General features: G+C 72.3%; 21 protein-coding genes. 11 read left to right on the top strand and 10 right to left on the bottom strand.

The window, feature by feature from the left end:
* Positions 1 to 94 precede the first annotated feature (94 nt).
* The 6 genes from OP18_RS16810 (at position 95) to OP18_RS16785 (ending at position 8,133) form a co-directional block, all read left to right on the top strand.
* Entirely contained in the window at positions 95 to 607 is a 513-nt protein-coding gene (locus tag OP18_RS16810; protein WP_033359860.1) for a SigE family RNA polymerase sigma factor, read from the top strand.
* The gene (locus OP18_RS16805) at positions 607 to 1,833 is read left to right on the top strand and encodes a hypothetical protein (protein WP_033359859.1); all 1,227 of its coding nucleotides are present in this window, start codon (positions 607 to 609) and stop codon (positions 1,831 to 1,833) included. The genes OP18_RS16810 and OP18_RS16805 overlap by 1 nt, the downstream gene beginning before the upstream one ends.
* A 295-nt stretch (positions 1,834 to 2,128) precedes the next feature.
* Positions 2,129 to 3,901: a proline--tRNA ligase gene (locus OP18_RS16800; protein ID WP_033359858.1), complete on the top strand. Its 1,773-nt coding sequence runs from the start codon at positions 2,129 to 2,131 to the stop codon at positions 3,899 to 3,901.
* Positions 3,902 to 4,061: 160 nt separating this feature from the next.
* Positions 4,062 to 4,685 (top strand): septal ring lytic transglycosylase RlpA family protein, encoded by a 624-nt coding sequence (locus OP18_RS16795; RefSeq protein WP_245635417.1) that lies wholly within the window; start codon positions 4,062 to 4,064, stop codon positions 4,683 to 4,685.
* Positions 4,686 to 4,734: 49 nt separating this feature from the next.
* The gene (locus OP18_RS16790) at positions 4,735 to 5,862 is read left to right on the top strand and encodes a PP2C family protein-serine/threonine phosphatase (RefSeq protein ID WP_033359856.1); all 1,128 of its coding nucleotides are present in this window, start codon (positions 4,735 to 4,737) and stop codon (positions 5,860 to 5,862) included.
* 423 nt (positions 5,863 to 6,285) lie between these two features.
* On the top strand, positions 6,286 to 8,133 hold the full coding sequence (locus tag OP18_RS16785) for an acyl-CoA dehydrogenase (RefSeq protein ID WP_033359855.1): 1,848 nt from the start codon (positions 6,286 to 6,288) through the stop codon (positions 8,131 to 8,133).
* Positions 8,134 to 8,217: 84 nt separating this feature from the next.
* Here the strand turns inward: OP18_RS16785 and OP18_RS16780 are convergent, their stop codons facing one another.
* Positions 8,218 to 8,697, bottom strand: coding sequence for a SixA phosphatase family protein (locus OP18_RS16780; protein WP_033359854.1), 480 nt, complete (start codon positions 8,695 to 8,697; stop codon positions 8,218 to 8,220).
* 135 nt (positions 8,698 to 8,832) lie between these two features.
* Here OP18_RS16780 and OP18_RS16775 point away from each other — a divergent pair, with 135 nt between their 5' ends.
* A complete protein-coding gene (locus OP18_RS16775; RefSeq protein WP_033359853.1) occupies positions 8,833 to 9,102 on the top strand; it encodes a DUF6458 family protein in 270 nt (89 codons plus the stop codon).
* Positions 9,103 to 9,129: 27 nt separating this feature from the next.
* Here OP18_RS16775 and trhA read toward each other — a convergent pair whose 3' ends face one another.
* Positions 9,130 to 9,756, bottom strand: a complete 627-nt coding sequence (gene trhA / locus OP18_RS16770; protein ID WP_389250096.1) for a PAQR family membrane homeostasis protein TrhA — start codon at positions 9,754 to 9,756, stop codon at positions 9,130 to 9,132.
* 125 nt (positions 9,757 to 9,881) lie between these two features.
* Between trhA and OP18_RS16765 the strand changes: the two genes are divergently transcribed.
* The 3 genes from OP18_RS16765 to OP18_RS16755 are packed head-to-tail and all read left to right on the top strand — an operon-like array spanning position 9,882 to position 12,041.
* The gene (locus OP18_RS16765; RefSeq protein WP_033359996.1) at positions 9,882 to 10,475 is read left to right on the top strand and encodes a 5-oxoprolinase subunit B family protein; all 594 of its coding nucleotides are present in this window, start codon (positions 9,882 to 9,884) and stop codon (positions 10,473 to 10,475) included.
* Positions 10,472 to 11,329, top strand: coding sequence for a 5-oxoprolinase subunit C family protein (locus tag OP18_RS16760; RefSeq protein ID WP_033359851.1), 858 nt, complete (start codon positions 10,472 to 10,474; stop codon positions 11,327 to 11,329). Before OP18_RS16765 ends, OP18_RS16760 begins: the two co-directional genes overlap by 4 nt.
* The gene (locus OP18_RS16755) at positions 11,313 to 12,041 is read left to right on the top strand and encodes a LamB/YcsF family protein (RefSeq protein WP_033359850.1); all 729 of its coding nucleotides are present in this window, start codon (positions 11,313 to 11,315) and stop codon (positions 12,039 to 12,041) included. Before OP18_RS16760 ends, OP18_RS16755 begins: the two co-directional genes overlap by 17 nt.
* Positions 12,042 to 12,066: 25 nt before the next feature.
* Here the strand turns inward: OP18_RS16755 and OP18_RS16750 are convergent, their stop codons facing one another.
* The 6 genes from OP18_RS16750 to pdhA form a co-directional block, all read right to left on the bottom strand.
* The gene (locus OP18_RS16750; RefSeq protein ID WP_052386845.1) at positions 12,067 to 13,914 is read right to left on the bottom strand and encodes an NHL domain-containing thioredoxin family protein; all 1,848 of its coding nucleotides are present in this window, start codon (positions 13,912 to 13,914) and stop codon (positions 12,067 to 12,069) included.
* 52 nt (positions 13,915 to 13,966) lie between these two features.
* Complete coding sequence (locus OP18_RS16745) at positions 13,967 to 15,469, bottom strand: LppU/SCO3897 family protein (protein WP_156089565.1); 1,503 nt, start codon at positions 15,467 to 15,469, stop codon at positions 13,967 to 13,969.
* A 675-nt stretch (positions 15,470 to 16,144) separates the two neighbouring features.
* Positions 16,145 to 16,279, bottom strand: a complete 135-nt coding sequence (locus OP18_RS61845; RefSeq protein ID WP_260709950.1) for a hypothetical protein — start codon at positions 16,277 to 16,279, stop codon at positions 16,145 to 16,147.
* Positions 16,280 to 16,493: 214 nt separating this feature from the next.
* A complete protein-coding gene (locus tag OP18_RS16730; protein WP_033359846.1) occupies positions 16,494 to 17,894 on the bottom strand; it encodes a dihydrolipoamide acetyltransferase family protein in 1,401 nt (466 codons plus the stop codon).
* A gap of 11 nt (positions 17,895 to 17,905) precedes the next feature.
* Positions 17,906 to 18,886, bottom strand: a complete 981-nt coding sequence (locus OP18_RS16725; protein ID WP_156089564.1) for an alpha-ketoacid dehydrogenase subunit beta — start codon at positions 18,884 to 18,886, stop codon at positions 17,906 to 17,908.
* The gene (gene pdhA / locus OP18_RS16720; protein WP_033359844.1) at positions 18,883 to 20,016 is read right to left on the bottom strand and encodes a pyruvate dehydrogenase (acetyl-transferring) E1 component subunit alpha; all 1,134 of its coding nucleotides are present in this window, start codon (positions 20,014 to 20,016) and stop codon (positions 18,883 to 18,885) included. The genes OP18_RS16725 and pdhA overlap by 4 nt, the downstream gene beginning before the upstream one ends.
* Positions 20,017 to 20,367: 351 nt before the next feature.
* Between pdhA and OP18_RS16715 the strand changes: the two genes are divergently transcribed.
* The gene (locus tag OP18_RS16715) at positions 20,368 to 20,976 is read left to right on the top strand and encodes a hypothetical protein (protein ID WP_156089563.1); all 609 of its coding nucleotides are present in this window, start codon (positions 20,368 to 20,370) and stop codon (positions 20,974 to 20,976) included.
* A 51-nt stretch (positions 20,977 to 21,027) separates the two neighbouring features.
* Here the strand turns inward: OP18_RS16715 and OP18_RS16710 are convergent, their stop codons facing one another.
* Positions 21,028 to 21,207 (bottom strand): hypothetical protein, encoded by a 180-nt coding sequence (locus OP18_RS16710; protein ID WP_033359842.1) that lies wholly within the window; start codon positions 21,205 to 21,207, stop codon positions 21,028 to 21,030.
* The gene (locus OP18_RS16705) at positions 21,207 to 21,464 is read right to left on the bottom strand and encodes a hypothetical protein (protein WP_033359841.1); all 258 of its coding nucleotides are present in this window, start codon (positions 21,462 to 21,464) and stop codon (positions 21,207 to 21,209) included. The genes OP18_RS16710 and OP18_RS16705 overlap by 1 nt, the downstream gene beginning before the upstream one ends.
* Positions 21,465 to 21,478: the final 14 nt, after the last annotated feature.

The raw sequence follows: 21,478 nt of genomic DNA, 5'->3' as shown, positions 1-21,478 counted from the left end.
CCTATCGGCCGGCCGGCGCGGGGCCTGAGAAATCCGTCGCGCCGGGGTGCAGCAGGGGGGCGGTCGCGGGCCTCTACATGGGGGAGGCGATGCGATGAGCGAGACATCCGACGAGGCGTTCGTGCGGTTCGTGCAGGCGCGGGGTGCCAGTCTGATGCGGTACGGGTATCTGCTCAGCGGCAGCGAGGCCGACGCGGCGGACCTGTTGCAGGACGCGCTCATCGGGCTGCGCGGCAGCTGGGAGCGGATCCGCCGGCAGGACGCGGTCGAGGCGTATGTGCGCCGGTCGATGGCCCGGCAGTACATCAAGATCTGGCGCAGGCGACGGCGGGAGCAGCTCGTCGAGGTGCCGCCCGACCGGGCGTCCCCGCACGACGGGTTCGCGCGGGTCGAGGCCGACGACACGATCTGGAACGCGCTGGGGGAGCTGGGCCGCCGCCAGCGGGCGGTGCTGGTGCTGCGCTATTACGAGCAGCTCGACGACGACGAGATCGCGGTGCTGCTCGGCATCGCCAGGAGCACGGTGCGCAGCCAGGCGGCGCGCGGACTGGAGACGCTGCGGGTGCGGCTGGAAGCGCACCGTCCCGCCGAGATCAGGAGCCGATGATGGTGGAAGAGCAGCTCAGGCAGACCCTGGAGCGGGCCGCGGCCGCCGGGCCGATGCCGCCGGCGGACCTGCTCGCCCGGGTCGACGCCGGGCACCTGCGGCGCCGGGCGGCGCGCCGGGCCGGCTGGAGCGGCCTCGCGGGCGTCGTGGTCCTCGTGATCATCGGCAGCGTGGCGCTGCTGCCGCACGCCGGGAAGACGCCCCCGGTCGGCGCGTCGCCGTCGCCGTCCGGGTCCGCCTCCGGCGCGTCTTCGCCCGTGGAGCCGAAGGTCAAGGACGCGGCACCGGTCGAGCAGGTGTGGCCGCAGGCGGTGCTGAGCGTCCCGGCCCGCTCCGGCCAGGGCACCAATGAGCCGGTCACGATGCTCGACGAGCACACCGTGCTGCTGGCCGTCCACACCGGCGAGGACAAGGTGGTGTCGCTGGCCGCGTATGACCTGCGCACGAAGACCGAGCGGATGCTCACCGAGCTGCCCGCCCCGCCCGGCCTGCAGGGGTACTGGCCAGGCCCCTTCACGGCCGGCGACGGGCTGATCGTGTGGTCGGCGTATGCCTGGGGCAAGGACGGCTCCAAGACCTTCGAATACTGGTCGATGCGCTATGACGGCACCGGCAAGCGCCGGTTCCGCACCGCGGACCTGGGCGTCGGTGAGCGGGTCGTCGTCGCCGACGGCGCGCTGTACGGGGGCTCGTTCGCCGGCGGCGGCATCGTGCGGGTGCCGCTGGACGGCGGCGCCCCGGCGCAGGTGCCGGGGTCCTCGGGGTACCGGCTCGCCCGCTGGCCGTGGGCGGTCACCGCGGGTCCGGCGTCGACGTCCCAGCCGGCGGCGTGGAACCTGGTGACCGGCGAGCGGCGGACGCCCGCGCCCCGGCCGCTGCCGTCGCCGTGGTGGTCGGCCGCCGACCAGGACACGTGGCTCGGGATCGACGACAACCGGCTGCGGTTCGCCCAGGCCACCGACGGGTCGTGGCAGGTGACGACGAACGGGTTCGACCCGGTCACGCTCACCGACGGCTGGCTGGTCGGCGGCACGCTGCTCAACCTGCTGCACCCCAACGACCCGAAGCAGCCGGCGCTGTGGGACCTGCGGACGGGGGTGGTCGCTACGTACGGCACGCCGGCCACCTCGGGCAGTTCGCTGCGCGGCCAGGTGGCCCACCCGCTGGCGTGGTGGCCGTCGGGGGAGCGGCTGATGGTGTTCGACCCGGCGAGAGTGACGCCCTGACCCGGGCCACGGGGGATCGCGGCCGATGCGGGGTCGGGTGAAGCGGCCGCCCTCCACCGCGCCGACGATCACGAGGACCAGCGCGGTGACGACGGTCCCGCCGCCGCCGGCGCCGCCGCCGACGCCGAGCGTGAGCAGGCGATACCGCAGTTGCGTGCCCGGCGGCTCGGCACCGCGGACCGCAACCTGAGCGCCACCCAACGGCCCTCGTCCGGCAAAACCCGATAGTCACGCACCGCAGTCGGGCGGGTATCGTCGCCGAAGGCCTGTTTGAGAAGTAAGGGCGGGAACCCAGATGGTGCTGAAGATGTCCACGCTGTTCGTGCGGACGCTGCGCGAAGACCCCGCGGACGCCGAGGTGACGAGCCACCGGCTGCTCGTGCGGGCCGGCTATGTGCGCCGGGTCGCCCCGGGCATCTTCACCCTGCTGCCGATGGGCCTGCGGGTCCTGCGCAACGTCGAGCGGGTCATCCGCGACGAGATGGACGCCATCGGCGGTCAGGAGCTGACGTTCCCCGCCCTGCTGCCCCGGGAGCCCTACGAGGCGACGGGCCGCTGGACGGAGTACGGCGCCAACCTGTTCCGGCTGAAGGACCGCCGCGGGGGCGACTACCTGCTCGGCCCCACGCACGAGGAGATGTTCACGCTCGCCGTGAAGGACTTCTACTCGTCGTACAAGGACCTGCCGCTCACCCTGTACCAGATCCAGACGAAGTACCGCGACGAGGCGCGGCCCCGGGCCGGCATCCTGCGCGGGCGCGAGTTCCTGATGAAGGACTCCTACTCCTTCGACGTCGACGACGACGGGCTGCGCGAGGCGTACCAGCGGCACCGCTCCGCCTACGTCAAGATCTTCGACCGGCTCGGTCTGGACTACGTTGTGTGCTCCGCGATGAGCGGCGCGATGGGCGGCAGCGCCTCCGAGGAGTTCCTCGCGGTGTGCGACATCGGCGAGGACACGTTCGTCCGCTGCACGAACGGCGACTACGCGGCCAACGTCGAGGCGGTCACCACCCCGCAGATCGCGGCCCTGCCCCTCGAAGGGCTGCCCGCCGCGCGGGTGGTCGACACCCCGGACACCCCCACCATCGAGACGCTGGTCGACCTGTTCAACCAGCGTGAGGACCTGCGCCGGGACGACCGCGCCTGGGGGGCCGGCGACACCCTGAAGAACGTCATGCTGATGCTGACGCTGCCCGACGGCAAGCGCGAGCCGCTGGCCGTCGGCGTGCCCGGCGACCGCGAGGTGGACCTGCGCCGCCTGGAGGCCCAGGTGGCCCCCGCCGAGGTGGCGCCGATGTCGGAAGCCGAGTTCCAGCAGCACCCCGCGCTGGTCAAGGGGTACATCGGCCCCGGCGTCCTGGGCGAGAAGGGCTCCTCCGGGATCCGCTACCTGGTCGACCCCCGGGTGGTGGACGGCACCAGCTGGATCACGGGCGCCGACCAGCCGGGCAAGCACGTCATGAACCTCGTCGCCGGGCGTGACTTCACCCCCGACGGCACCGTCGAGGCGGTCCGCATCCAGGACGGCGACCTGTGCCCCGTCGACGGCGGCACGCTGGAGCTGGCCCGCGGCATCGAGATCGGGCACATCTTCCAGCTCGGCCGCAAGTACGCCAAGGCGCTCGGCCTCACCGTGCTGGACCAGAACGGCAAGGCCGTCACCGTCACCATGGGCTCCTACGGCATCGGCGTGTCCCGCGCCATCGCCGTCATCGCCGAGCAGACCGCCGACGAGCGCGGCCTGTGCTGGCCCCGCGAGCTGTCGCCCGCCGACGTGCACGTGGTCGCCGCCGGCAAGACCGAGGAGATCAAGGCCGGTGCCGCGCAGCTCGCCGACGCCCTTGCCGCGACCGGGCTCGAGGTGCTGCTCGACGACCGCAAGGACGTCTCGCCCGGGGTGAAGTTCAATGACTCGGAGCTGCTCGGTGTGCCGACGATCGTGGTGGTCGGCAAGCGGCTGGCGGACGGCATGGTGGAGATCCGCGACCGCAAGACCGGTGAGAAAGAGGAGATCCCGGTCGAGGGCGCTGCGGAGCGTATCGCCGCGGTGATCAGGGCCGCCTGACGGCGCGGGAAGGGTCGGCCGTTCGGCTCCTTGCCGGATCAGCCGTTCGGCCGGACCTATCCCGTCAAATCGTCCCGCATACGGCGCTTCGGTTTGACTGGGGCCCGGGAGAAGCCGATACGTTCGGTCACGGCCATGCAGTCAACGAAGGGTGCTGACGTTGTCCGGCCGCCACACCGCAATGTCCCGGCGTCACCTCATTCCATTGATCGCAGGCGTGGTCGCCGCGGTCGCCCTGATCGGCGGTGCGATCGCCACCGTCAATATGGGATCGGATGACGCGAAGCCGACCGCCGCTTCCGACACCATCGACGGCAGTCGCAGTCCGGGCGACCGTGCGGACCGCGGCGAGCGACCCTCGCCCGCCACCTCGGCAAGCGCCTCCCCGTCGGCCACCGCATCCGCGTCGCCGCAGGTCAGCAAGGCTCCGGAGGCGACCAAGTCGCCGACGAAGAAGCCGTCGGCATCGAGCACCCCCAAGTCGACCGGCGGCACCGTGACGAGCACCGGCACCTGCAAGGCGTCCTACTACGCCACCGGCTCGCGCACCGCGAACGGGGAGAGCTTCAACCCCGACGGGCTGACGGCCGCGCACAAGGAGCTGCCGTTCAACACCCGGGTGCGGGTCACCAACCTGGCCAACGGCAAGTCGGTCGTGGTGCGCATCAACGACCGGGGGCCGTTCGTCAGCGGGCGCTGCCTCGATCTGGCCCGCGGCGCGTTCGTCACGATCGCTTCGGTGAGTGCCGGCGTGATCAACGCTCGGTACGAGGTACTCAAGTAACGCCGGATCCCGGCCGTTTGTTTGAGCGGTTCGGCGGTCTTTTGGTGGCATGCTGTCGATCGGACCTATGAAACGACCGTTGCTTCCCGAAGCCCGCGCCGGAGTCGGCGCGGCCTTCGTGCTGCTCTGCCTGGTCCTGGCCGCGGAGGTCGCCGACGGCGTCGACGCCAACTACGTCGGCCTGCTGGCCGCGGCGCCGTTCCTCGCCGCCGCGTTCGCGTCCTGGCCCGAGGTCCTCGCCGTCGGCAGCGCCTCGACGGTCCTCGCCCTGGTGTTCTGCACCATCGAGCTGATGCACAGCCGCGAGCGCACCCTGGTCATGCTGCTCAACCTGGGCGCGGTCATCCTCGCCGCCGGCATCGCCTCCGCGGTGGGCGCCATCCGGCAGCGGCAGATCGCGCGCTACGCCGAGCTGTCCAAGCTCGCCTCCGTGGCGCAGCAGGCCGTCCTGCGCCCGCTCGGGCCGCAGCTGGGCCCGCTGACCATCGCGGCCCGCTACATCTCCGCCAGCGCCGCCGCCGACATCGGCGGTGACCTGTACGAGGCGGTCGACACCCCGTACGGCGTCCGCATGATCATCGGCGATGTGCGGGGCAAGGGTCTGGACGCGGTCCGGCTCGCCAGCATCGTGCTCGGCTCCTACCGGCACGTCGCCTTCGAGCGGGCCGATCTGCGCGCCATCGTCGCCGACCTGGACCGGGCCGTCGCCCGCTCCGTGGGTGACGAGGACTTCGTGACGGCGGCGCTGATCGAGGAGCGCGGCGGCACCCTCACGATCGTCAACTGTGGGCACCCCGCGCCGCTGCTGCTGCGCCGTGGGCAGGTCATCCCGCTCGACCCGCCGTCCAACGCGCCGCCACTGGGCTTCATGCCGGTGGTCAAGCCGCGCGTGGAGCGGCTCGAGCCCGGCGACCGGCTGCTGTTCTTCACCGACGGGCTGGCCGAGGCGCGCCGCGACGGGCAGTTCTTCCCGACGGCCGAGCGCGCGCAGCGGCTGCTGGGCCACGGCACCGTCGGCGACGGGCTGGCCTCGCTGGAGAGCGCGCTGCTGGAATGGGTGCGCGGCCGCCTCGACGACGACATCGCGCTGGTCCTGGTCGAGTACCAGGGTGTGAAGGCTCCGGCGACGGTCCCCAGCTGGGAGATCGGCGGCGCCGGAGCGACGACCGTGGGCTGAGACGCCCTGGTGCCGGCCTAGTCGGCGACGACCCGTGGGCGCGGGATGAGGCGCCGCATCGGGGCGCGGTGCCGCCCCGTGTAGAACCGCGGGTATTTGGGAGCGAACAGAGAGCCCATCATCCTGACGATCATCGCGGTGCCCTCCTCTTGACTGCGAGTAACCGCTCAACGACCGGGTCACCCGCAGGTGACGGCGTGTCGTACGAAACCGCACCCTTCGGGCTACTCATCTGCCACCCTCCGCTACTCAGCGGTCACCCTGACCTGCCGAGATAGGTGAGGTCGCGTGTGACCGCTGTCACCCGCCCGGGCGGGTTGCCGGAGGTTACTTGCGAGTAATAAGATGGCTGTTACCGACTGGTAACCTCGGTCGTCCATGCTCGATCTACAAAAGCGACCCAGAGACGGGGGCCACTCCGCGATGAGCCACTACAAGAGCAACCTGCGGGACCTCGAGTTCAACCTCTTCGAGGTCTTCGGTGTCGACCGCATTCTCGGCCAGGGCCACTACGGTGACCTGGACGTCGACACCGCCCGCAGCATCCTCGCGGAGGTCGACCGGCTCGCCCGCGAGGACCTCGCCGCCAGCTACACGGACGCCGACCGCAACCCGCCGGTCTACGACCCGGCCACGCACTCGGTGAAGATGCCCGAGTCGTTCCGCAAGTCGTACGAGGCGTTCATGGCCGCCGAGTTCTGGCGCCTCGACCTGCCCGCCGAGCTCGACGGCACCCCGGCGCCGCGGGCGCTGTGGTGGGCCCTCGCCGAGATGGTGCTGGGTTCCAACGCGCCCGTCTGGATGTACGCGTCGGGCCCCTCGTTCGCCAACACGCTGCGGATCGAAGGCACCGACGAGCAGAAGAAGTGGGCGAAGCTCTTCGTCGACCGCCAGTGGGGCTCCACGATGGTGCTGACCGAGCCGGACGCCGGCTCCGACGTCGGCGCCGGCCGCACCAAGGCGGTCCCGCAGGCCGACGGCTCGTGGCACATCGAAGGCGTCAAGCGCTTCATCACCAGCGGTGAGCACGACCTCACCGAGAACATCGTCCACTATGTGCTGGCCCGCCCGGTCGACACGCCCGGCGCCGGCGGCCCCGGCACCAAGGGCCTCTCGCTCTTCGTCGTGCCGAAGTTCCACTTCGACGCCGAGACCGGCGAGCTCAAGGACCGCAACGGCGTCTTCGTCACCAACGTCGAGCACAAGATGGGCCTCAAGGTCTCCACCACGTGCGAGGTCACGTTCGGCGGCCACGGTGTCCCCGCCAAGGGCTGGCTGCTCGGCGACGTGCACGAGGGCATCCGCCAGATGTTCCTCATCATCGAGTACGCGCGGATGATGGTCGGCACGAAGGCGATCGCGACCCTGTCGACCGGCTACCTCAACGCGCTCGACTACGCCAAGAGCCGGGTCCAGGGCGCCGACCTCGCCAGCACCGACAAGGCCGCGCCGCGCGTCACGATCACCCACCACCCCGACGTGCGCCGCTCGCTGCTGCTGCAGAAGTCGTACGCCGAGGGCCTGCGCGCGCTGGTGCTGTACACCGCCTCCTGGCAGGACAAGGTGGCCCTCGCGGAGGCCGCCGGCGACGAGAAGGCCGCGAAGATCGCCAAGCGGGTCAACGACCTGCTGCTCCCGCTGGTCAAGGGTGTCGGCTCCGAGCGCGCCTACGAGCTGCTCGGCCACGAGGCACTGCAGACCTTCGGCGGCTCCGGCTTCCTGCAGGACTACCCGCTGGAGCAGTACGTCCGCGACTCGAAGATCGACACCCTCTACGAGGGCACGACCGCGATCCAGAGCCTCGACCTCGTCTTCCGCAAGATCGTGAAGGACCAGGGCAAGGCGCTGCTCACCGTCGCCGGCGAAATCCAGCAGTTCCTCGAGGCCGAGGGCGGCAACGGCCAGCTCAAGGTCGAGCGCGTGGCGCTGGGCAAGGCGCTCACCGAGACCCAGGCCATGCTCGGCATCTTCACCGGCTGGCTCGGCGAGGCCCAGGCCGGCGACGCCCGGGCGCTGTACAAGGTCGGCCTCAACACCCGCCGCTTCCTGCTCGCCCTCGGCGACGTCGTGGTCGGCTGGCTCCTGCAGCGGCAGGCCGAGGTCGCCCTGAAGGCCCTGGCCGCCGGCACCACCGAGACCGCCTTCTACGAGGGCAAGATCGCCGCCGCGAAGTTCTTCGCCCGCGAGGTCCTGCCCCGCATCGGCTCCGACCGCCGGGTCGTCGAGGCCACGACGCTGGACGCGATGGAGCTGTCGGAGGACGCGTTCTAGGTTTCCAGCGGCACCAAGCGCAACACCGCGGAAAGCTGGCGGGAGGGCAACGGCGCCCTCCCGCCATTTCCGTGCCCGTGGACGTCAGCCGCGGGCGGTGTGGTGCGTCCTCAGCGCGGCCGTCTCGAGGTCGCGCCACGCACCGGGGACCGTGTGGACCGCGATCCCGCTCGTCGGCAGCCCTTCGTCGGGCAGCGCGTCCGGGGCCAGCAGGTCCGACAGCATCGACAGGGTCGGGTTGTGGCCGATCACGAGCAGCGTCGACACGTCCGGCGCGCCGTCGCGGAGCAGGTCCAGGGTGTCGTGCGCCGGACCCAGGTACAGCCGGTGCTCGAAGACCACCGGCGGTGCGGTGAGCCGCAGGCCCTCCAGGGTCTCGCGGGTGCGCACGGCCGTTGAACAGAGCACCAGATCGGGCCGGAGGCCCTGGTCACGCAGCCAGTCCCCGGCCGCGGCGGCGTCGCGGCGGCCGCGCGGGCTCAGGGGCCGCTCGAGGTCGGTCGGGTACGGATCCGGATCCACCGACTTTGCGTGCCGGAGCAGGATCAGCGTGCGCTCGGTCATGCCGTCAAGAGTGCCCGATCCCCGTGCCGGTGGATGCCTGAACCGGTCCCGCCACGGTGGCCGGTTGAGCCGACGCGTCCGTGGGTAATCCCGACGTACAGACGATTACAAAACCCAACGTTCTGGAGGCCATCGATGGGTATCGGCGGCAGCATTCTTCTGATCGTCGTCGGCGCGATCCTGACGTTCGGCCTGGACGACACTGACCTCGGCCCGTTCAACCTCGACACCATCGGCTGGATCCTGCAGCTGGCGGGGCTGGTCGGGCTGCTGCTCACGCTGTACTTCTGGAACAGCCGCCGGCGCACCGTCGTGCGGCAGGTCCCGCCGACCGCGGTGGGCGGCACCGTGATCCCGCCGGCCGGGGAAGAGGTCATCGAGGAGCGGCGTCGCCGGACCTACTGAGCCATCGGACCGACCACCCGTCGCCGTCTATTTCGCGTACAACGCGAAGTAGATGGCGATGTGGTGCAGTATCGCCGCCACCAGCGTGCACGCGTGGAAGAACTCGTGGTGTCCGAAGACGGTCGGCCACGGGTTCGGGCGGCGCAGGGCGTAGAAGACCGCGCCGATCGTGTAGAACGCGCCGCCGACGATCGTCAGCACCAGGGCGGTCACCCCGCCCGAGTGCAGGATGTCGGGCAGGACCACGACCGCGACCCAGCCCAGCGCGATGTACAGCGGCGCCGACAGCCAGCGCGGCGCGTGCGGCCAGACCATCTTCATGCCGACGCCGAGCAGGGCCCCGCCCCAGACCACGGCGAGGATCACGTCCCCGGTGTGCCCCTCCAGCAGTAGCACGCTGAACGGGGTGTACGTGCCGGCGATGAACACGAAGATCATCGAGTGGTCCAGGCGCCGCATGAGCTTGTAGCCCTTCGGTGACCAGACCCGGCGGTGGTAGAGCGCGCTCGTGCCGAACAGCGCGCACACCGTGAGGCTGTAGACCAGGCAGCTCACGAAGGGTGCCCAGCCCGGCCGGGCGGCGGCGAGGGAACACAGCACGATCCCGCAGATGATGGCCACGCCGAACGCGTACGTGTGCAGCCAGCCGCGCATCCTGGGCTTGCCGAGGTCGACCGGGCGCAGACGGGTCTCGCTCTTCACAGTCACGCCCTCCAGGTTACGGTACCGTAGGTTACTGGCAAGTATAGTTCTGGTGTTCGTTGTCTATGGTGTCGGTCATGCGGATCCGTGCCGTCGGCACCTCGGCTCTCATGATCGAGGTCGAGGACCCACTGGCGTGGTTCGCCGCGCTGGACGCCGCCCGGACCGACGGCCGGATCGACGTCACCGACATCGTCCCCGGTGCCCGGACCGTCCTGCTCGACGGGGTGCCCTCGGTCGCCGCCCTCACCGCGGCCCTGCGCGACTGGCCGCCGCCCGCCGCCGCATCCGTCACCGGCGACCGCCTCGACATCCCCGTCATCTTCGACGGGCCCGACCTCGCGCAGGTGGCGGCGCACGTGGGCCGCTCGCCGGAGGGCGTCGTCGCCGACCTGACCGGCACCGCGTTCCGGGTGGCGTTCGGCGGGTTCGCGCCCGGGTTCGCGTACCTCACCGGCCTGCCCTGGTCCATACCACGACTGGAAAGTCCACGCCCACGGGTGCCCGCCGGGTCGGTCGCGCTCGCCGCCGAGTACGCCGGCATCTACCCGACCGCGTCGCCCGGCGGCTGGCAGCTCGTCGGCCGCACCGACGCCGTGCTGTTCGACATCGACCGGACCCCGCCGGCCCTGCTGACCCCGGGCCGCACCGTCAGGTTCGTGATCGCATGACCCGGGCACTGCGAGTGGAGGTGGCCGGGCCGTTGACAACCCTGCAGGATCTCGGGCGGCCCGGGTACGCGCACCTCGGCGTCCCGCGCTCCGGCGCCCTCGACCGGCCGGCCCTCCTGCTCGGCAACCGGCTCGTCGGCAACCCCGCGAACAGCGCCGCACTGGAAATCACGTTCGGGCCGTTCGCCGCCACGCTGTCCCGCGCCGGCACCCTGGCCCTTACCGGCGCCGTGGCGGCCCTGCGCGTCGGCGGGCGCCCCGCGCCGATCAACGCCCCCGTCGCCTTCCGGTCCGGCGACCGCGTCGAGATCGGGCGGGCCGTCGCGGGACTGCGCGGTTACCTGACCGTCTCCGGTGGGTTCGCCGCGCCTCCGGTACTGGGCAGCCGCGCCACCGACACGCTGTCGGCGCTCGGGCCACCCGTCGTCCGGGCCGGCGACCTGGTTCCGCTGGGCGAGCCGGCCGGCGACCCGGCGACCGTGGACGTGGCGCCCCGCCCGGCGGTCGGCGGCCCGATCACGCTCGGCCTCACCTGGGGGCCCCGCCACGAGTACTTCACCGACCCCGCCGAGCTGCTCGCCGGCTCGTACACCATCGGCAACGACAGCAACAGGGTCGGCGCGCGCCTCGCCGGGCCCGCCCTCACCCGCGCCCATCAGCGGGAACTGCCCAGCGAAGGCATCGTCCTCGGTGCGGTGCAGGTCCCCGCGTCCGGGCAGCCGCTGATCTTCCTCGCCGACCACCCCACCACCGGCGGGTACCCGGTCGTCGCCGTCGTCGATCCCATCGATCTGCCGCTGCTCGCGCAGGCCCGCCCGGGCGATAGCGTTCGGTTCCGTGGACCTCAACAGTGACCTCGGCGAGGGCTTCGGCGTCTGGACCCTCGGCGACGACGAAGCGCTGCTGGAGATCATCACCAGCGCCAACGTGGCCTGCGGCTTCCACGCCGGCGACCCCACCACCATGCGCCGGGTCTGCGCCCGCGCCGCCGACCTCGGCGTGCGCGTCGGCGCCCAGGTCAGCTACAACGACCTGGCCGGCTTCGGGCGCCGGCGCATCGACGTCGACCCCGCGGTCCTGACCGACGAGCTGCAGTACCAGATCGGCGCGCTCTCCGCGTTCGGCCCGGTCGCCTACGTCAAGCCGCACGGCGCGCTGTACAACACCGCCGCCGTCGACCCCGCGCACGCCTCGGCCGTCGTCGCCGCCGCGCGGTCGCGGGACCTCCCGGTGCTGTGCCAGCCCGGCTCGGCCCTGGCCGGGCTGGCGGCCGAGGCCGGGCTGCGGGTGGTCGGCGAGGGCTTCGTCGACCGCGGGTACCTGCCCGACGGCCGGCTCGTCCCGCGCGGCAGCGACGGCGCGGTCCTGACCGACGTCGCCGTCGTGGTGGAGCGCGCGGTGCGCATGGCCCGTGACGGCGAGGTCGTCGCCGTCGACGGCACCGTGCTCAGGCTGCCGTTCGAATCGCTCTGCGTGCACGGCGACACCCCGGGGGCGGTGGGGATGGCGTCGGCGGTCCGTCTGGCACTGCTGGCCGAGGGGATCCAACCGACGCCGTTCACCTGACGCTGTTCGCTCGTACCGGCGGCGCTCAGGTCGCCTGATCGAGGCCGCGCAGCACCAGCGGCAGCCGGGTCGCGCCGTCGCCGGCCACCCGGACCGGCACGCCCCAGTCCTGCCGCGTGAGGTGGCAGGCCGGGAACTCCGCGTCGATGTCGCACGTCGCCGCCTGCGCCACCACCTGCAGCACCCCTTCGGTGACGTCGGGGGACAGGACCAGCCGGCGGCGCAGGCTCTGCGTCACGCCCGCCCCCTCCAGCAGCAGCTCCGGCGGCGAGGCCGACACCTCCAGGCGGGTCGACGGGCCGAACGACTCGTCGAGCTTCTGCCCCGGCGCCGGCTCGAAGATCAGGTCCAGTTCCACCTCGCCCGGCGCCAGCATCGTCGACGGCCGCTCGGTGCGGTGCCGCACACCCGCGACGTCCACGCCCGCCGCGGCCAGCGTGCCCGGGGCCAGCCGGACGAGCCGGTGCGCGCCGGACTCGACCACGACGATGTCGCCGGTCGCCGTCAACACCAGGTCACTCGGCTCCTTGAGCCCTTCGGCCACCGTCGTGACCACACCGTCGGCGAGTTTGCGGACGGCGCCGTTGTACGTGTCGGCGACCAGCACACTGCCGTCGGGCAGGGCGAGCAGGCCGAGCGGGTGCTGCAGCAGCGCCTGGTCGGCCGGGCCGTCCACGTGACCGAAGTCGAAGAGGCCCTGGCCGGCCGCGGTCGACATCCGGCCGTCCTCGATCCAGCGGATCGCGCTGGACTCGCTGTCGGCGATCCACAGCCTCGCCCCGTCGGCGGTGACCGACAGCCCGGACGGCTGCGCCATCCACACCTCCCGCAGCGGCCCGTCGCGCAGCGCCTCGACGGTCGTGCCCGCGTACACGCCCGCCGTGCGCTGCACCGGGTTGAACCACCACAGCTGGTGGATGCCGGCCATCGCGATCACGACGCGGTCGTCGTACCAGGCGACATCCCACGGCGACGAGAGGTCGACGGCCAGGGAGTCGTGCGCGTCGAAGTCGACGCTGCCGCGCCACTGCCGCCCGCTGCCGGCGACCGTGGTCACCTCGCCCGTGGCCAGCTTCAGGCCGCGCAGCAGGTGGTTGACGGTGTCGGCGACGACGACGTCGTACCCGGCGACCTCGGCCACATGCGGCGGCAGCAGGCACAGCCCGCCCGGCTCGGAGAACTCGGGCTCCGTGCCGTCCTTACGCCCCCGCTGCCCGGTGCCGATGCGGCGGATCAGCGTCTCGTTGTCGGCGTCGAGCTCGACCAGCGACTGGTGCGTCGAGTCCGCGACCAGGAAGTGCCCGTCGGGCAGGGCCAGCGCCTTGCCCGGGAAGCGCAGCACCGTCGCGTCGTCGGCCTTCGGCGCGCTGTGCGGCGCGTCGCCGCGGCGCAGCGTCCCGCGCGCCTCATGGACCCTGACCAGCTCCTCGACCAGCCGCGCCAGCCCTTCGGCGTGGCCCTCGCCGGCCATCGTCGCCACGACGTAGCCCTCGGGGTCGATCACGGTCAGCGTCGGCCAGGCCTTGGCCGCGTACTGCTGCCACATGTCCATCTCCGGGTCGTCGAGCACGGGGTGGTCGACCCCGTAACGCTCGACCGCCGCCGCGAGCGCCGCCGCGTCCTTCTCGTGCTCGAACTTCGGCGAGTGCACGCCGATGGTCACCAGCACGTCGGCGAAGCGCTCCTCCAGCGGCCGCAGCTCGTCCAGGACGTGCAGGCAGTTGATGCAGCAGAAGGTCCAGAAGTCGAGCAGAACGATCTTGCCCCGCAGGTCGGACAGGGTGAGTCCGTCGGTGTTCAACCATCCGCGCCCCCGCAGTTCGGGAGCGCGGACGCGGGCCTTGAGCAGTGGCGACTGTGCCGGGTCGGTCATGCCCTAAGTCTGCCCGAACGCCCTGGCCCGCCTCCGGACCAGGGCGCCGACGTCACTTCTGAGCGGCCGGCCGCAGGCAGAGGACCTCGTCCTTCTGCCCCTTGTGCTGCAGCACGATGTACGGCTGGCTGGCGTCCGAGCAGCTCTCCGGCTTCTCGACCTTCTGTACGACGGTGAACGCGTCCTTGTCGGAGCAGCTGGCCTTCTTCGCCGAATCGCCGTCCTGCTTGACGCACGAGTTGACCGCGAAGCTGGTGCTGCCGGCGTTGTTGAGCGCCACCACGATGCCGGTGCCGGCGACCGCCAGCAGGAACACGACCACCACGATGACGAGGCCGAGGACCAGGCCGCGCTTGCTCTTCGGCGCCGCGGCCGGCGTCGGGACGGCCGGGTCACCGCCGCCGGGCGCCTGCGGCGGGGCGTCGCCGGGCATGGTGACCAGGTCGCTGTAGTGCGGGCCGGCGGGCTGGTTGCCGGCGCCGCTGGGCACCGACGCCTGGTACACGCCGGTCGCCGGGGGCGGCGCGGCCTGGTAGATGCCGGTCGCGGGCGGGGCGGAGGTCGGGCCGGTGGCCGGCGGGACGGAGACCTGGGCCCGGGCCGCGTACCCCGCCGGCGGGATCTTGCCAAGGTTCGGCGGCGCCGGGACTGCCTCTTCAGCACCGCCGTAGGTGGCCGGCGGTCCGGAAGCCGGCGGCGCCGAGGCCGGGGCGGCGGTGCCGTAGGTGGCGGGCGGGACCGAGGCTGGAGCGGCGGTGCCATAGGTGGCCGGTGGTGCGGAGGCCGGGGCGGCGGTGCCGTAGGTGGCCGGGGGCGCGGAGGCCGGAGCCGCGGTGCCGTAGGTGGCCGGTGGCGCGGAGGCCGGGGCGGCGGTGCCGTAGGTGGCCGGTGGCGCGGAGGCTGGAGCCGCGGTGCCGTAGGTGGCGGGCGGGGCGGAGGTGGGGACCTGGGCAGTGCCGTACGAGGCCGGCTGGCCGGGCGACTGCGGCACGCCGGAGACGGGTGGCTGCATGGCGCCGGGGACCTGGGCGCTGCCGGAGACCTGGGCGGTGCCGTACGTGCGGGCGCTGCCGGAGACCGGGGCGGCGGACACGGGGGCGTTGCCGTGCTGGACGCCGGGCACCTGCGCCGAGCCGGAAACGGGGTTGCTGGAGACCTGGCCGGGGGCGGGCACCTGCGCGCTGCCGGTGGTCGGGGGCGGCACCGGATGCGTGGCCGGCGCGGGCACCGTCGCGGAGGCCGGCGGCACCGGGTGCGTGGCCGGGGCCGGCACAGGATGGGTCGCCGGACCGGGCACCGGGTGCGTGGCCGGACCAGGCACCGGATACGACGCGGGACCGGGGACCGGGTGCGTCGGGGGCGCGGGCACGGCGGGCGGGGCGGCGGGCGCCGGCGGCGGGCCGGCGGCGTCGACCACCTGCGAGGCGGGCGTGAAGCCGGGGAAGCTGCCGGGCGGCCCAGGCGGCGTGGCCGGCGGCGGGACGCGGGCCGGCAGCGGCGGGAGCGGCGCCGCAGCGGCCGGCGGGGCGGCGGGCGACGTGGCAGCCGAGGGCACGCCAGGCGTGGCGGCCGCGGCCGGCGGCACGAACGCTTGAGCCGCAGCGGACGCGGACGCACCCGGCGGCACCGACCCGCCCGGCGGCACGAAGTCTGCGCGGCGCCGGGGGCGAACGGCCCGCCGTGCGGCGCGGCGGGCGGCGCGGAAGTCTGCGCGGCGCCGGGGGCGAACGGCCCGGCCGGCGGTGCGAACGGTCCGGCCGGCGGGAACGGCCCCGGTCGGGCCGGCGGCTCGTCCTGGTCGGTCGATGCCCCGGCCGCAGCCCCGGATTCGGGCGAGCCGGTCGGCTCCGCGGGGGCGACCGGTGAGCCGTACGTGGCGGGCGTCGGCGGCGTGGAGGGGGCGCTGGGCTGGGCAGGAGGCCTGGTCGGCATCGGGACCGATGCGGTGGCTCGGACGGTGCCGGCCGGTGCCGTGCCGGGCGGGGGTGAGCTCGGCGCGCTCGCCGCACTCTCGTCCGCTTCGGACGGGTGGGGCTGGTCGGACGTCATCGTGCCTCCTGTGGGTCAGACCCTTGCGACCGTAGTCGACCCGAACCGTACATGGCAGAGCGGAGGCTCAGGTTCGCACGAGCTGCGCCCTCAGAATAGGTGAAGGACGAGCAGCCGCCCCGGTCCGGGGAGGGTCGGACCAGGGCGGCTGGGAGTGTGGCTGGCGGCGCGGGGCGCAGGCTCAACTTCGGCTGAGCATGGCGTGGAGCTCGTCGCGCAGGGCGGTCGACGGGTTCTTGGCGATGGCGCGCTCGATGGCGTCGCGGCGGCGGGCGGCGTTGCGGCGGGCGCGGTAACGCTCCATGAAGGTGCTCACGGCTGGCTCCTCTGGCGAGAGACGGTGTGTAAGGACGAACCTTGCTCGCATCCATTACACGCCCACGGGAAGATCCTTAGCCAGCGAATAGCAAGTGATGCGGCGCACGCACCGATGATTCGTAGGCGTGCTGCCTCGGTAAACGTCCTGTTCGTCGGCGATACGACAGTGGCCCGGCGCGTCAGCGCCGGGCCACCTGCCGTGAATTGGACTGCTAACCCCAGGCCAGCAGCGAGCCTTCCGGGTCCTCCAGGAAGGCGCCGACGTCGCGCAGGAACTTCGAGCCCAGCTCGCCGTCGATGATCCGGTGGTCGAACGACAGGCCGAGCGTCGTCACCTGCCGGATCTTGATCTTGCCCTTGTGCACCCACGGGGTGTCCCGGATGGCGCCGAACACCAGGATCGCCGACTCGCCCGGGGGCAGGATCGGCGTGCCGGTGTCGACGCCGAACACCCCGACGCTGGTGATCGTGAACGTGCCGCCGCTCATCGCCGCCGGCGAGGTCTTGCCCTCCCGGGCGGTGGTCACCAGGGCGTTGAGCGCCTCGGCGAGCTCCCGCGTGGTGAGCGCGTCGGCGTCCTTGATATTGGGCACGATCAGGCCGCGCTCGGTCGCCGCGGCGATGCCGAGGTTGACATAGTGCTTGACCACGATCTCGGCGGCGCCGGCGGCGCCGCCCTGCCACGACGAGTTGACCATCGGGTGGCGCTTGAGCGCGACCAGCGCGGCCTTGGCGACCATGAGCAGCGGGGAGACCCGCACGTCGCGCCAGTCGCGCTTGGCCTTGAGCCGTTCGAGGGCCTTCATCGACCGGGTGACGTCGACCGTCAGGAACTCGGTGACGTGCGGCGCGGTGAACGCGCTGGCCACCATGTTCTCCGCGGTCAGCTTCCGCACGCCCTTGACCGGGATCCGCTCCTCCCGGCCGACCCGCGGCGCGGCGACCGCCGGTGCCGCCGGGGCCGCCGGGGCGGGGGCGGACGACACGGACAGCACGTCGTCCCGCGTGATCGAACCGCTGGGGCCGCTGCCGACGATGCCGGTGAGGTCGACGCCGAGGTCCCTGGCGAGCTTGCGCACCGGTGGCTTGGCCAGCACGCCGACCTGCGCGGGTCGCGGCGGGGCGGCGGGCGCCACCTCGACCGGAGCCGGCGCGACGGGAGCCGCCGGAGGTTGCGCCGGTACCGTGGCCGCGGTTGCCCGTGGCCGCCGCTTCGCGGTGGTCGTCTTCGGCCCGTAGCCGACGAGGACGGCGGTGCGACCACCCGGCGCGGGGCCGCCGATCATGCCCGGCTCGACCGGCGCGTCACCGGCGATCTCGACCGCGGCCAGGGACGCCGCGGACGGCGCGGGCGCGGGTGCGGTGCCGGACGGGTCGGTGTTGATCGCGATGATCGGGGCGCCGACCTCGACCGTGGAGCCCTCGGGGTGGAAGATCTTGGCGACCTTGCCGGCCCACTTCGCGGGGATCTCGACCGCGGCCTTGGCGGTCTCGACCTCGACGATCGGCTGGTTGAGCTCGATGGTGTCGCCCACCTCGACCAGCCACTTCAGGATCTCACCCTCGGTGAGGCCCTCGCCGAGGTCGGGCAGGTTGAACTCCTTGACCGTCACTGCGCGTCCCCCTAGAACCCGAACGAGCGGTCGACGGCGTCGAGCACCCGGTCCAGGTCCGGCAGGTACTCCTCCTCGACGCGGGCAGCCGGGTACGGCGTGTCGAACCCGGTGACCCGCAGGACCGGCGCCTCGAGGGAGTAGAAGCACTCCTCCGTGATCCGGGCGGCGATCTCCGAGCCCAGGCCCAGGTTGCCGGGCGCCTCGTGGACGACGATCGCGCGGCCCGTGCGCCGCACCGACTCGTACACCGGCGCCATGTCGAGCGGGGAGAGCGTCCGCAGGTCGATGACCTCCAGATCGCGCCCGTCCTCGGCGGCGGCGGTGGCGGCGTCCAGCGCGGTGCGGACCATCGGGCCGTAGGCGAGCAGCGTGCCGTCGGTGCCGGGCCGCACGACCCGCGAGACGTGCAGCGGGGCGCTCGCGGCGTCGACGTTGACCTGGCCCTTCTCCCAGTAGCGGCGCTTGGGCTCCATGAAGATGATCGGGTCGTCGGACTCGATCGACTGCTGGATCATCCAGTACGCGTCGTCGGGGTTGGAGCAGGAGACGACCTTGAGGCCGGCGGTGTGCGCGAAGTAGGCCTCGGGTGACTCGGAGTGGTGCTCGACCGCGCCGATGCCGCCGCCGAAGGGGATCCGGATGACGATGGGCAGGCTGACCTTGCCCTGGGAGCGGTAGTGCATCTTCGCGACCTGCGACACGATCTGGTCGTAGGCCGGGTAGACGAACCCGTCGAACTGGATCTCGCACACCGGCCGGTAGCCACGGATCGCGAGGCCGACGGCGGTGCCGATGATGCCGGACTCGGCCAGCGGCGTGTCGATGACCCGCTCGTCGCCGAAGTCCTTCTGCAGGCCGTCGGTGATGCGGAAGACGCCGCCGAGCTTGCCGACGTCCTCGCCCATGATGAGGACCTTCGGGTCGCGCTCCATCGCCCGGCGCAGGCCGGTGTTGAGCGCCTTGCCGATCGTCAGGGTCTCGGCCATCAGTGCCCACTCCCCTCGAACGACGACAGGTACTTGTCGAACTGCTCCCGCTGCTGGTCGAGCTCCGGCGAGCCGTGCGGATAGACGTGGTCGAACAGGGTGCGCGGATCCGGGTCCGGCATGTTGAGGACGCGCTCGCGCAGGTCGGCGGCGGCGACGCGGGCCTCCTCGTCGATCGCGGCGAAGAAGTCGTCGCCGGCGATGCGCTGCTTCTCCAGGAACGACCGCAGCCGCTGGATCGGGTCCTTCGCCTGCCAGGCCTCGACCTCGCTGGCGATGCGGTAGCGGGTCGGGTCGTCCGACGTGGTGTGGGCGCCCATCCGGTACGTGTACGCCTCGATCAGCGACGGGCCCTGGCCGTGGCGGGCGTCGTCGAGCGCCTTGCGGGTGACCGCGTAGCAGGCGAGCACGTCGTTGCCGTCGACCCGCAGGCCGGGGAAGCCGAAGCCGCTGGCACGGTGGTACAGCGGGACGCGCGTCTGCCGCTCGAGCGGCTCGGAGATCGCATACTGGTTGTTCTGGCAGAAGAACACCAGCGGCGCGTTGAAGACCGAGGCCCAGATGAACGCCTCGTTGACGTCGCCCTGGCTGGTGGCGCCGTCGCCGAAGTAGGCGATGACGGCCTCGCCGTCGTCGGAGCCGACCTTGCCGTCCTTGCTGACGCCCATCGCGTACCCGGTCGCGTGCAGGGTCTGCGCGCCGATGACGATCGTGTACATGCCGAACTTGAACTCGTCCGGGTCCCAGGCGCCCTGGTCGACCCCGCGGAACAGGCTCAGCGGGGCGATCGGGTCGACGCCGCGGCAGTAGAGCACGCCGTGCTCGCGGTACGTCGGGAACGCCATGTCCTGCGGTCGCAGTGCCCGGCCCGAGCCGACCTGCGCCGCCTCCTGACCCAGCAGGCTCGCCCAGATGCCCAGCTCACCCTGGCGCTGCAGGGCGGTCGCCTCGGCGTCGAGCTTCCGGACCACGACCAGGTCGTGGTAGAGCGAGCGGTACTCCTCGTCGGTGAAGTCGACCGTGTAGTCGGGGTGTTCGACCCGGTCTCCCTCAGGGGTGAGCAGCTGCACGAACGCGGGTTCAGGCGCGGCCCGTGTTCCTGACGTCCGGGCCTTTGCTTCGCCCTTCGCCATCCGTTTCTCCCTGTCGTCTCTCACGTCGGCAGCGGGGGTAACCCTGCCGCGCAGCGGGGGTGGCTGCTACGCGGTGGCCCTGTTGAGGCCGGCCGCGTCGCGGTGGGTGTGAGTGGATCACGCCCGGGAGCCGGCTCAGAGGCTCAGTCGCAGGGTATGCGGACGCTACAGCCCCGTTGCCGGTGTGTGTCCAGCATCGCAGAAGGCGTGTGGATCGACACCATGGAGTTGGGGTAACACCTAGCACCAAGGTCGAAAAATCCCTCCAGAACGGGCAGATCCTCGCCCGGTGCGCGGCAGTTAGTCCTATGAGCTTCGTACTGCATTCCCCCGCACACTGGAGCACCCACGTTGGAATCCGATGTCCGTACCCACCGCATACTGTCGCCGAACCGGCGGCCGCTGCTGATTTCCGCGCTGCTCGTGGCGCTCACCTCGGTGCCGACCCTGATCGTGGTCGCCGCCGGCAGCGCCTCGCTGGACACGGCACCACCGGTCCGCACGCCGATCATCGCCGAGCCGCGGCCCGGTCCGCTCGTGCTCGCACCGACGCCGAGCAGCGGGCTGCGCGGCACCGGCGGCCCGTCGACGGCGGCCGAGCCGACCGCGCCGCTGCCGCCCGCCACCGCGGCCAAGCCGCGCGTCACCGTGCGTTCGTCCGGCGGGTCGGGGGGCGGCGTCTCCATCGGTACAGGCGCAAAATCGCCGGCGAAGGCGCCGGCTCCCGAGGTGGAGGGGCCACCCGTCACGGCGCCGGTGACCACGACTCCACCGCCGGTGGTCGAGCCGCCGAAACCGACGCCCTCACCGACGGGTGTGCCCATCCAGAACCGGGCGTGGCCGGGCTGGGACGGCAAGCTCAAGGGCAAGGCGGAGGGGGTGCTGCGCCCCGGCGTCCACGGATCCCGAACGGGGTCGGCCGATCAGTCAGACCTGCCGGACTGCTCGTCGTCGATCTGACGGGTCTTCGGTTTTGCTTGATCAGCGGGTCCGGTACGGCGTGTGCGAAGGTCAGCGGCCGGCGCGCGTGTTGGAGTTGCGGGTCACCATCGCCCAGGCGGTGGAGAACGGCCGGCAGGGCCAGTGCGCGCAGCCGGCCGTGCAGCGGGTGACCTGCTGGACCTGGACCGGCTGGTGGCGTGCCGCGAGGCGGCGCGCGGAGGTCACGGCGTGGTCGTAGATGACGGCCATCAGAACCCCTGTGCCGCGGGCGCGGTCCACAGCAGGCGCGCAGGATACAGCAGCTGCGCGGTCGCGAGTGCGGCCTCCGCGGACTGGAAGACGGCGATCTCGGACTTGCCATTCGCCAGGCGCCACGTGAGCACGGCCTGGTCCGGCAGCTCGTGACCCCAGGCGACGACCTGTGGATGGTCGTCGTCCAAGGGATCAGCGACTATGCCGAAGAGCCGCGGCGCCCCTTCGAGCAGGATCACGTCGTCTTCGATCACGACGGATCTCCCTC

Source organism: Dactylosporangium aurantiacum (genome assembly GCF_000716715.1).
GTDB lineage: Bacteria > Actinomycetota > Actinomycetes > Mycobacteriales > Micromonosporaceae > Dactylosporangium > Dactylosporangium aurantiacum.
Note: the sequence above shows the minus strand (reverse complement) of the source record. Positions and strands in the feature narration are given on the sequence as shown.

What these genes read in the sequence shown, in the direction of transcription:
- OP18_RS16800 (WP_033359858.1), top strand. Translation starts at nt 2,129, where the DNA reads ATGGTGCTGAAGATGTCCACGCTGTTCGTGCGGACGCTGCGCGAAGAC.
- OP18_RS16805 (WP_033359859.1), top strand. Translation starts at nt 607, where the DNA reads ATGGTGGAAGAGCAGCTCAGGCAGACCCTGGAGCGGGCCGCGGCCGCC.
- pdhA (WP_033359844.1), bottom strand. Translation starts at nt 20,016, where the DNA reads ATGGCGAAGGGCGAAGCAAAGGCCCGGACGTCAGGAACACGGGCCGCG.
- OP18_RS16750 (WP_052386845.1), bottom strand. Translation starts at nt 13,914, where the DNA reads ATGACCGACCCGGCACAGTCGCCACTGCTCAAGGCCCGCGTCCGCGCT.
- trhA (WP_389250096.1), bottom strand. Translation starts at nt 9,756, where the DNA reads ATGCGCGGCTGGCTGCACACGTACGCGTTCGGCGTGGCCATCATCTGC.
- OP18_RS16790 (WP_033359856.1), top strand. Translation starts at nt 4,735, where the DNA reads ATGCTGTCGATCGGACCTATGAAACGACCGTTGCTTCCCGAAGCCCGC.
- OP18_RS16780 (WP_033359854.1), bottom strand. Translation starts at nt 8,697, where the DNA reads ATGACCGAGCGCACGCTGATCCTGCTCCGGCACGCAAAGTCGGTGGAT.
- OP18_RS16810 (WP_033359860.1), top strand. Translation starts at nt 95, where the DNA reads ATGAGCGAGACATCCGACGAGGCGTTCGTGCGGTTCGTGCAGGCGCGG.
- OP18_RS16765 (WP_033359996.1), top strand. Translation starts at nt 9,882, where the DNA reads ATGCGGATCCGTGCCGTCGGCACCTCGGCTCTCATGATCGAGGTCGAG.
- OP18_RS16785 (WP_033359855.1), top strand. Translation starts at nt 6,286, where the DNA reads ATGAGCCACTACAAGAGCAACCTGCGGGACCTCGAGTTCAACCTCTTC.
- OP18_RS16775 (WP_033359853.1), top strand. Translation starts at nt 8,833, where the DNA reads ATGGGTATCGGCGGCAGCATTCTTCTGATCGTCGTCGGCGCGATCCTG.
- OP18_RS16710 (WP_033359842.1), bottom strand. Translation starts at nt 21,207, where the DNA reads ATGGCCGTCATCTACGACCACGCCGTGACCTCCGCGCGCCGCCTCGCG.
- OP18_RS16760 (WP_033359851.1), top strand. Translation starts at nt 10,472, where the DNA reads ATGACCCGGGCACTGCGAGTGGAGGTGGCCGGGCCGTTGACAACCCTG.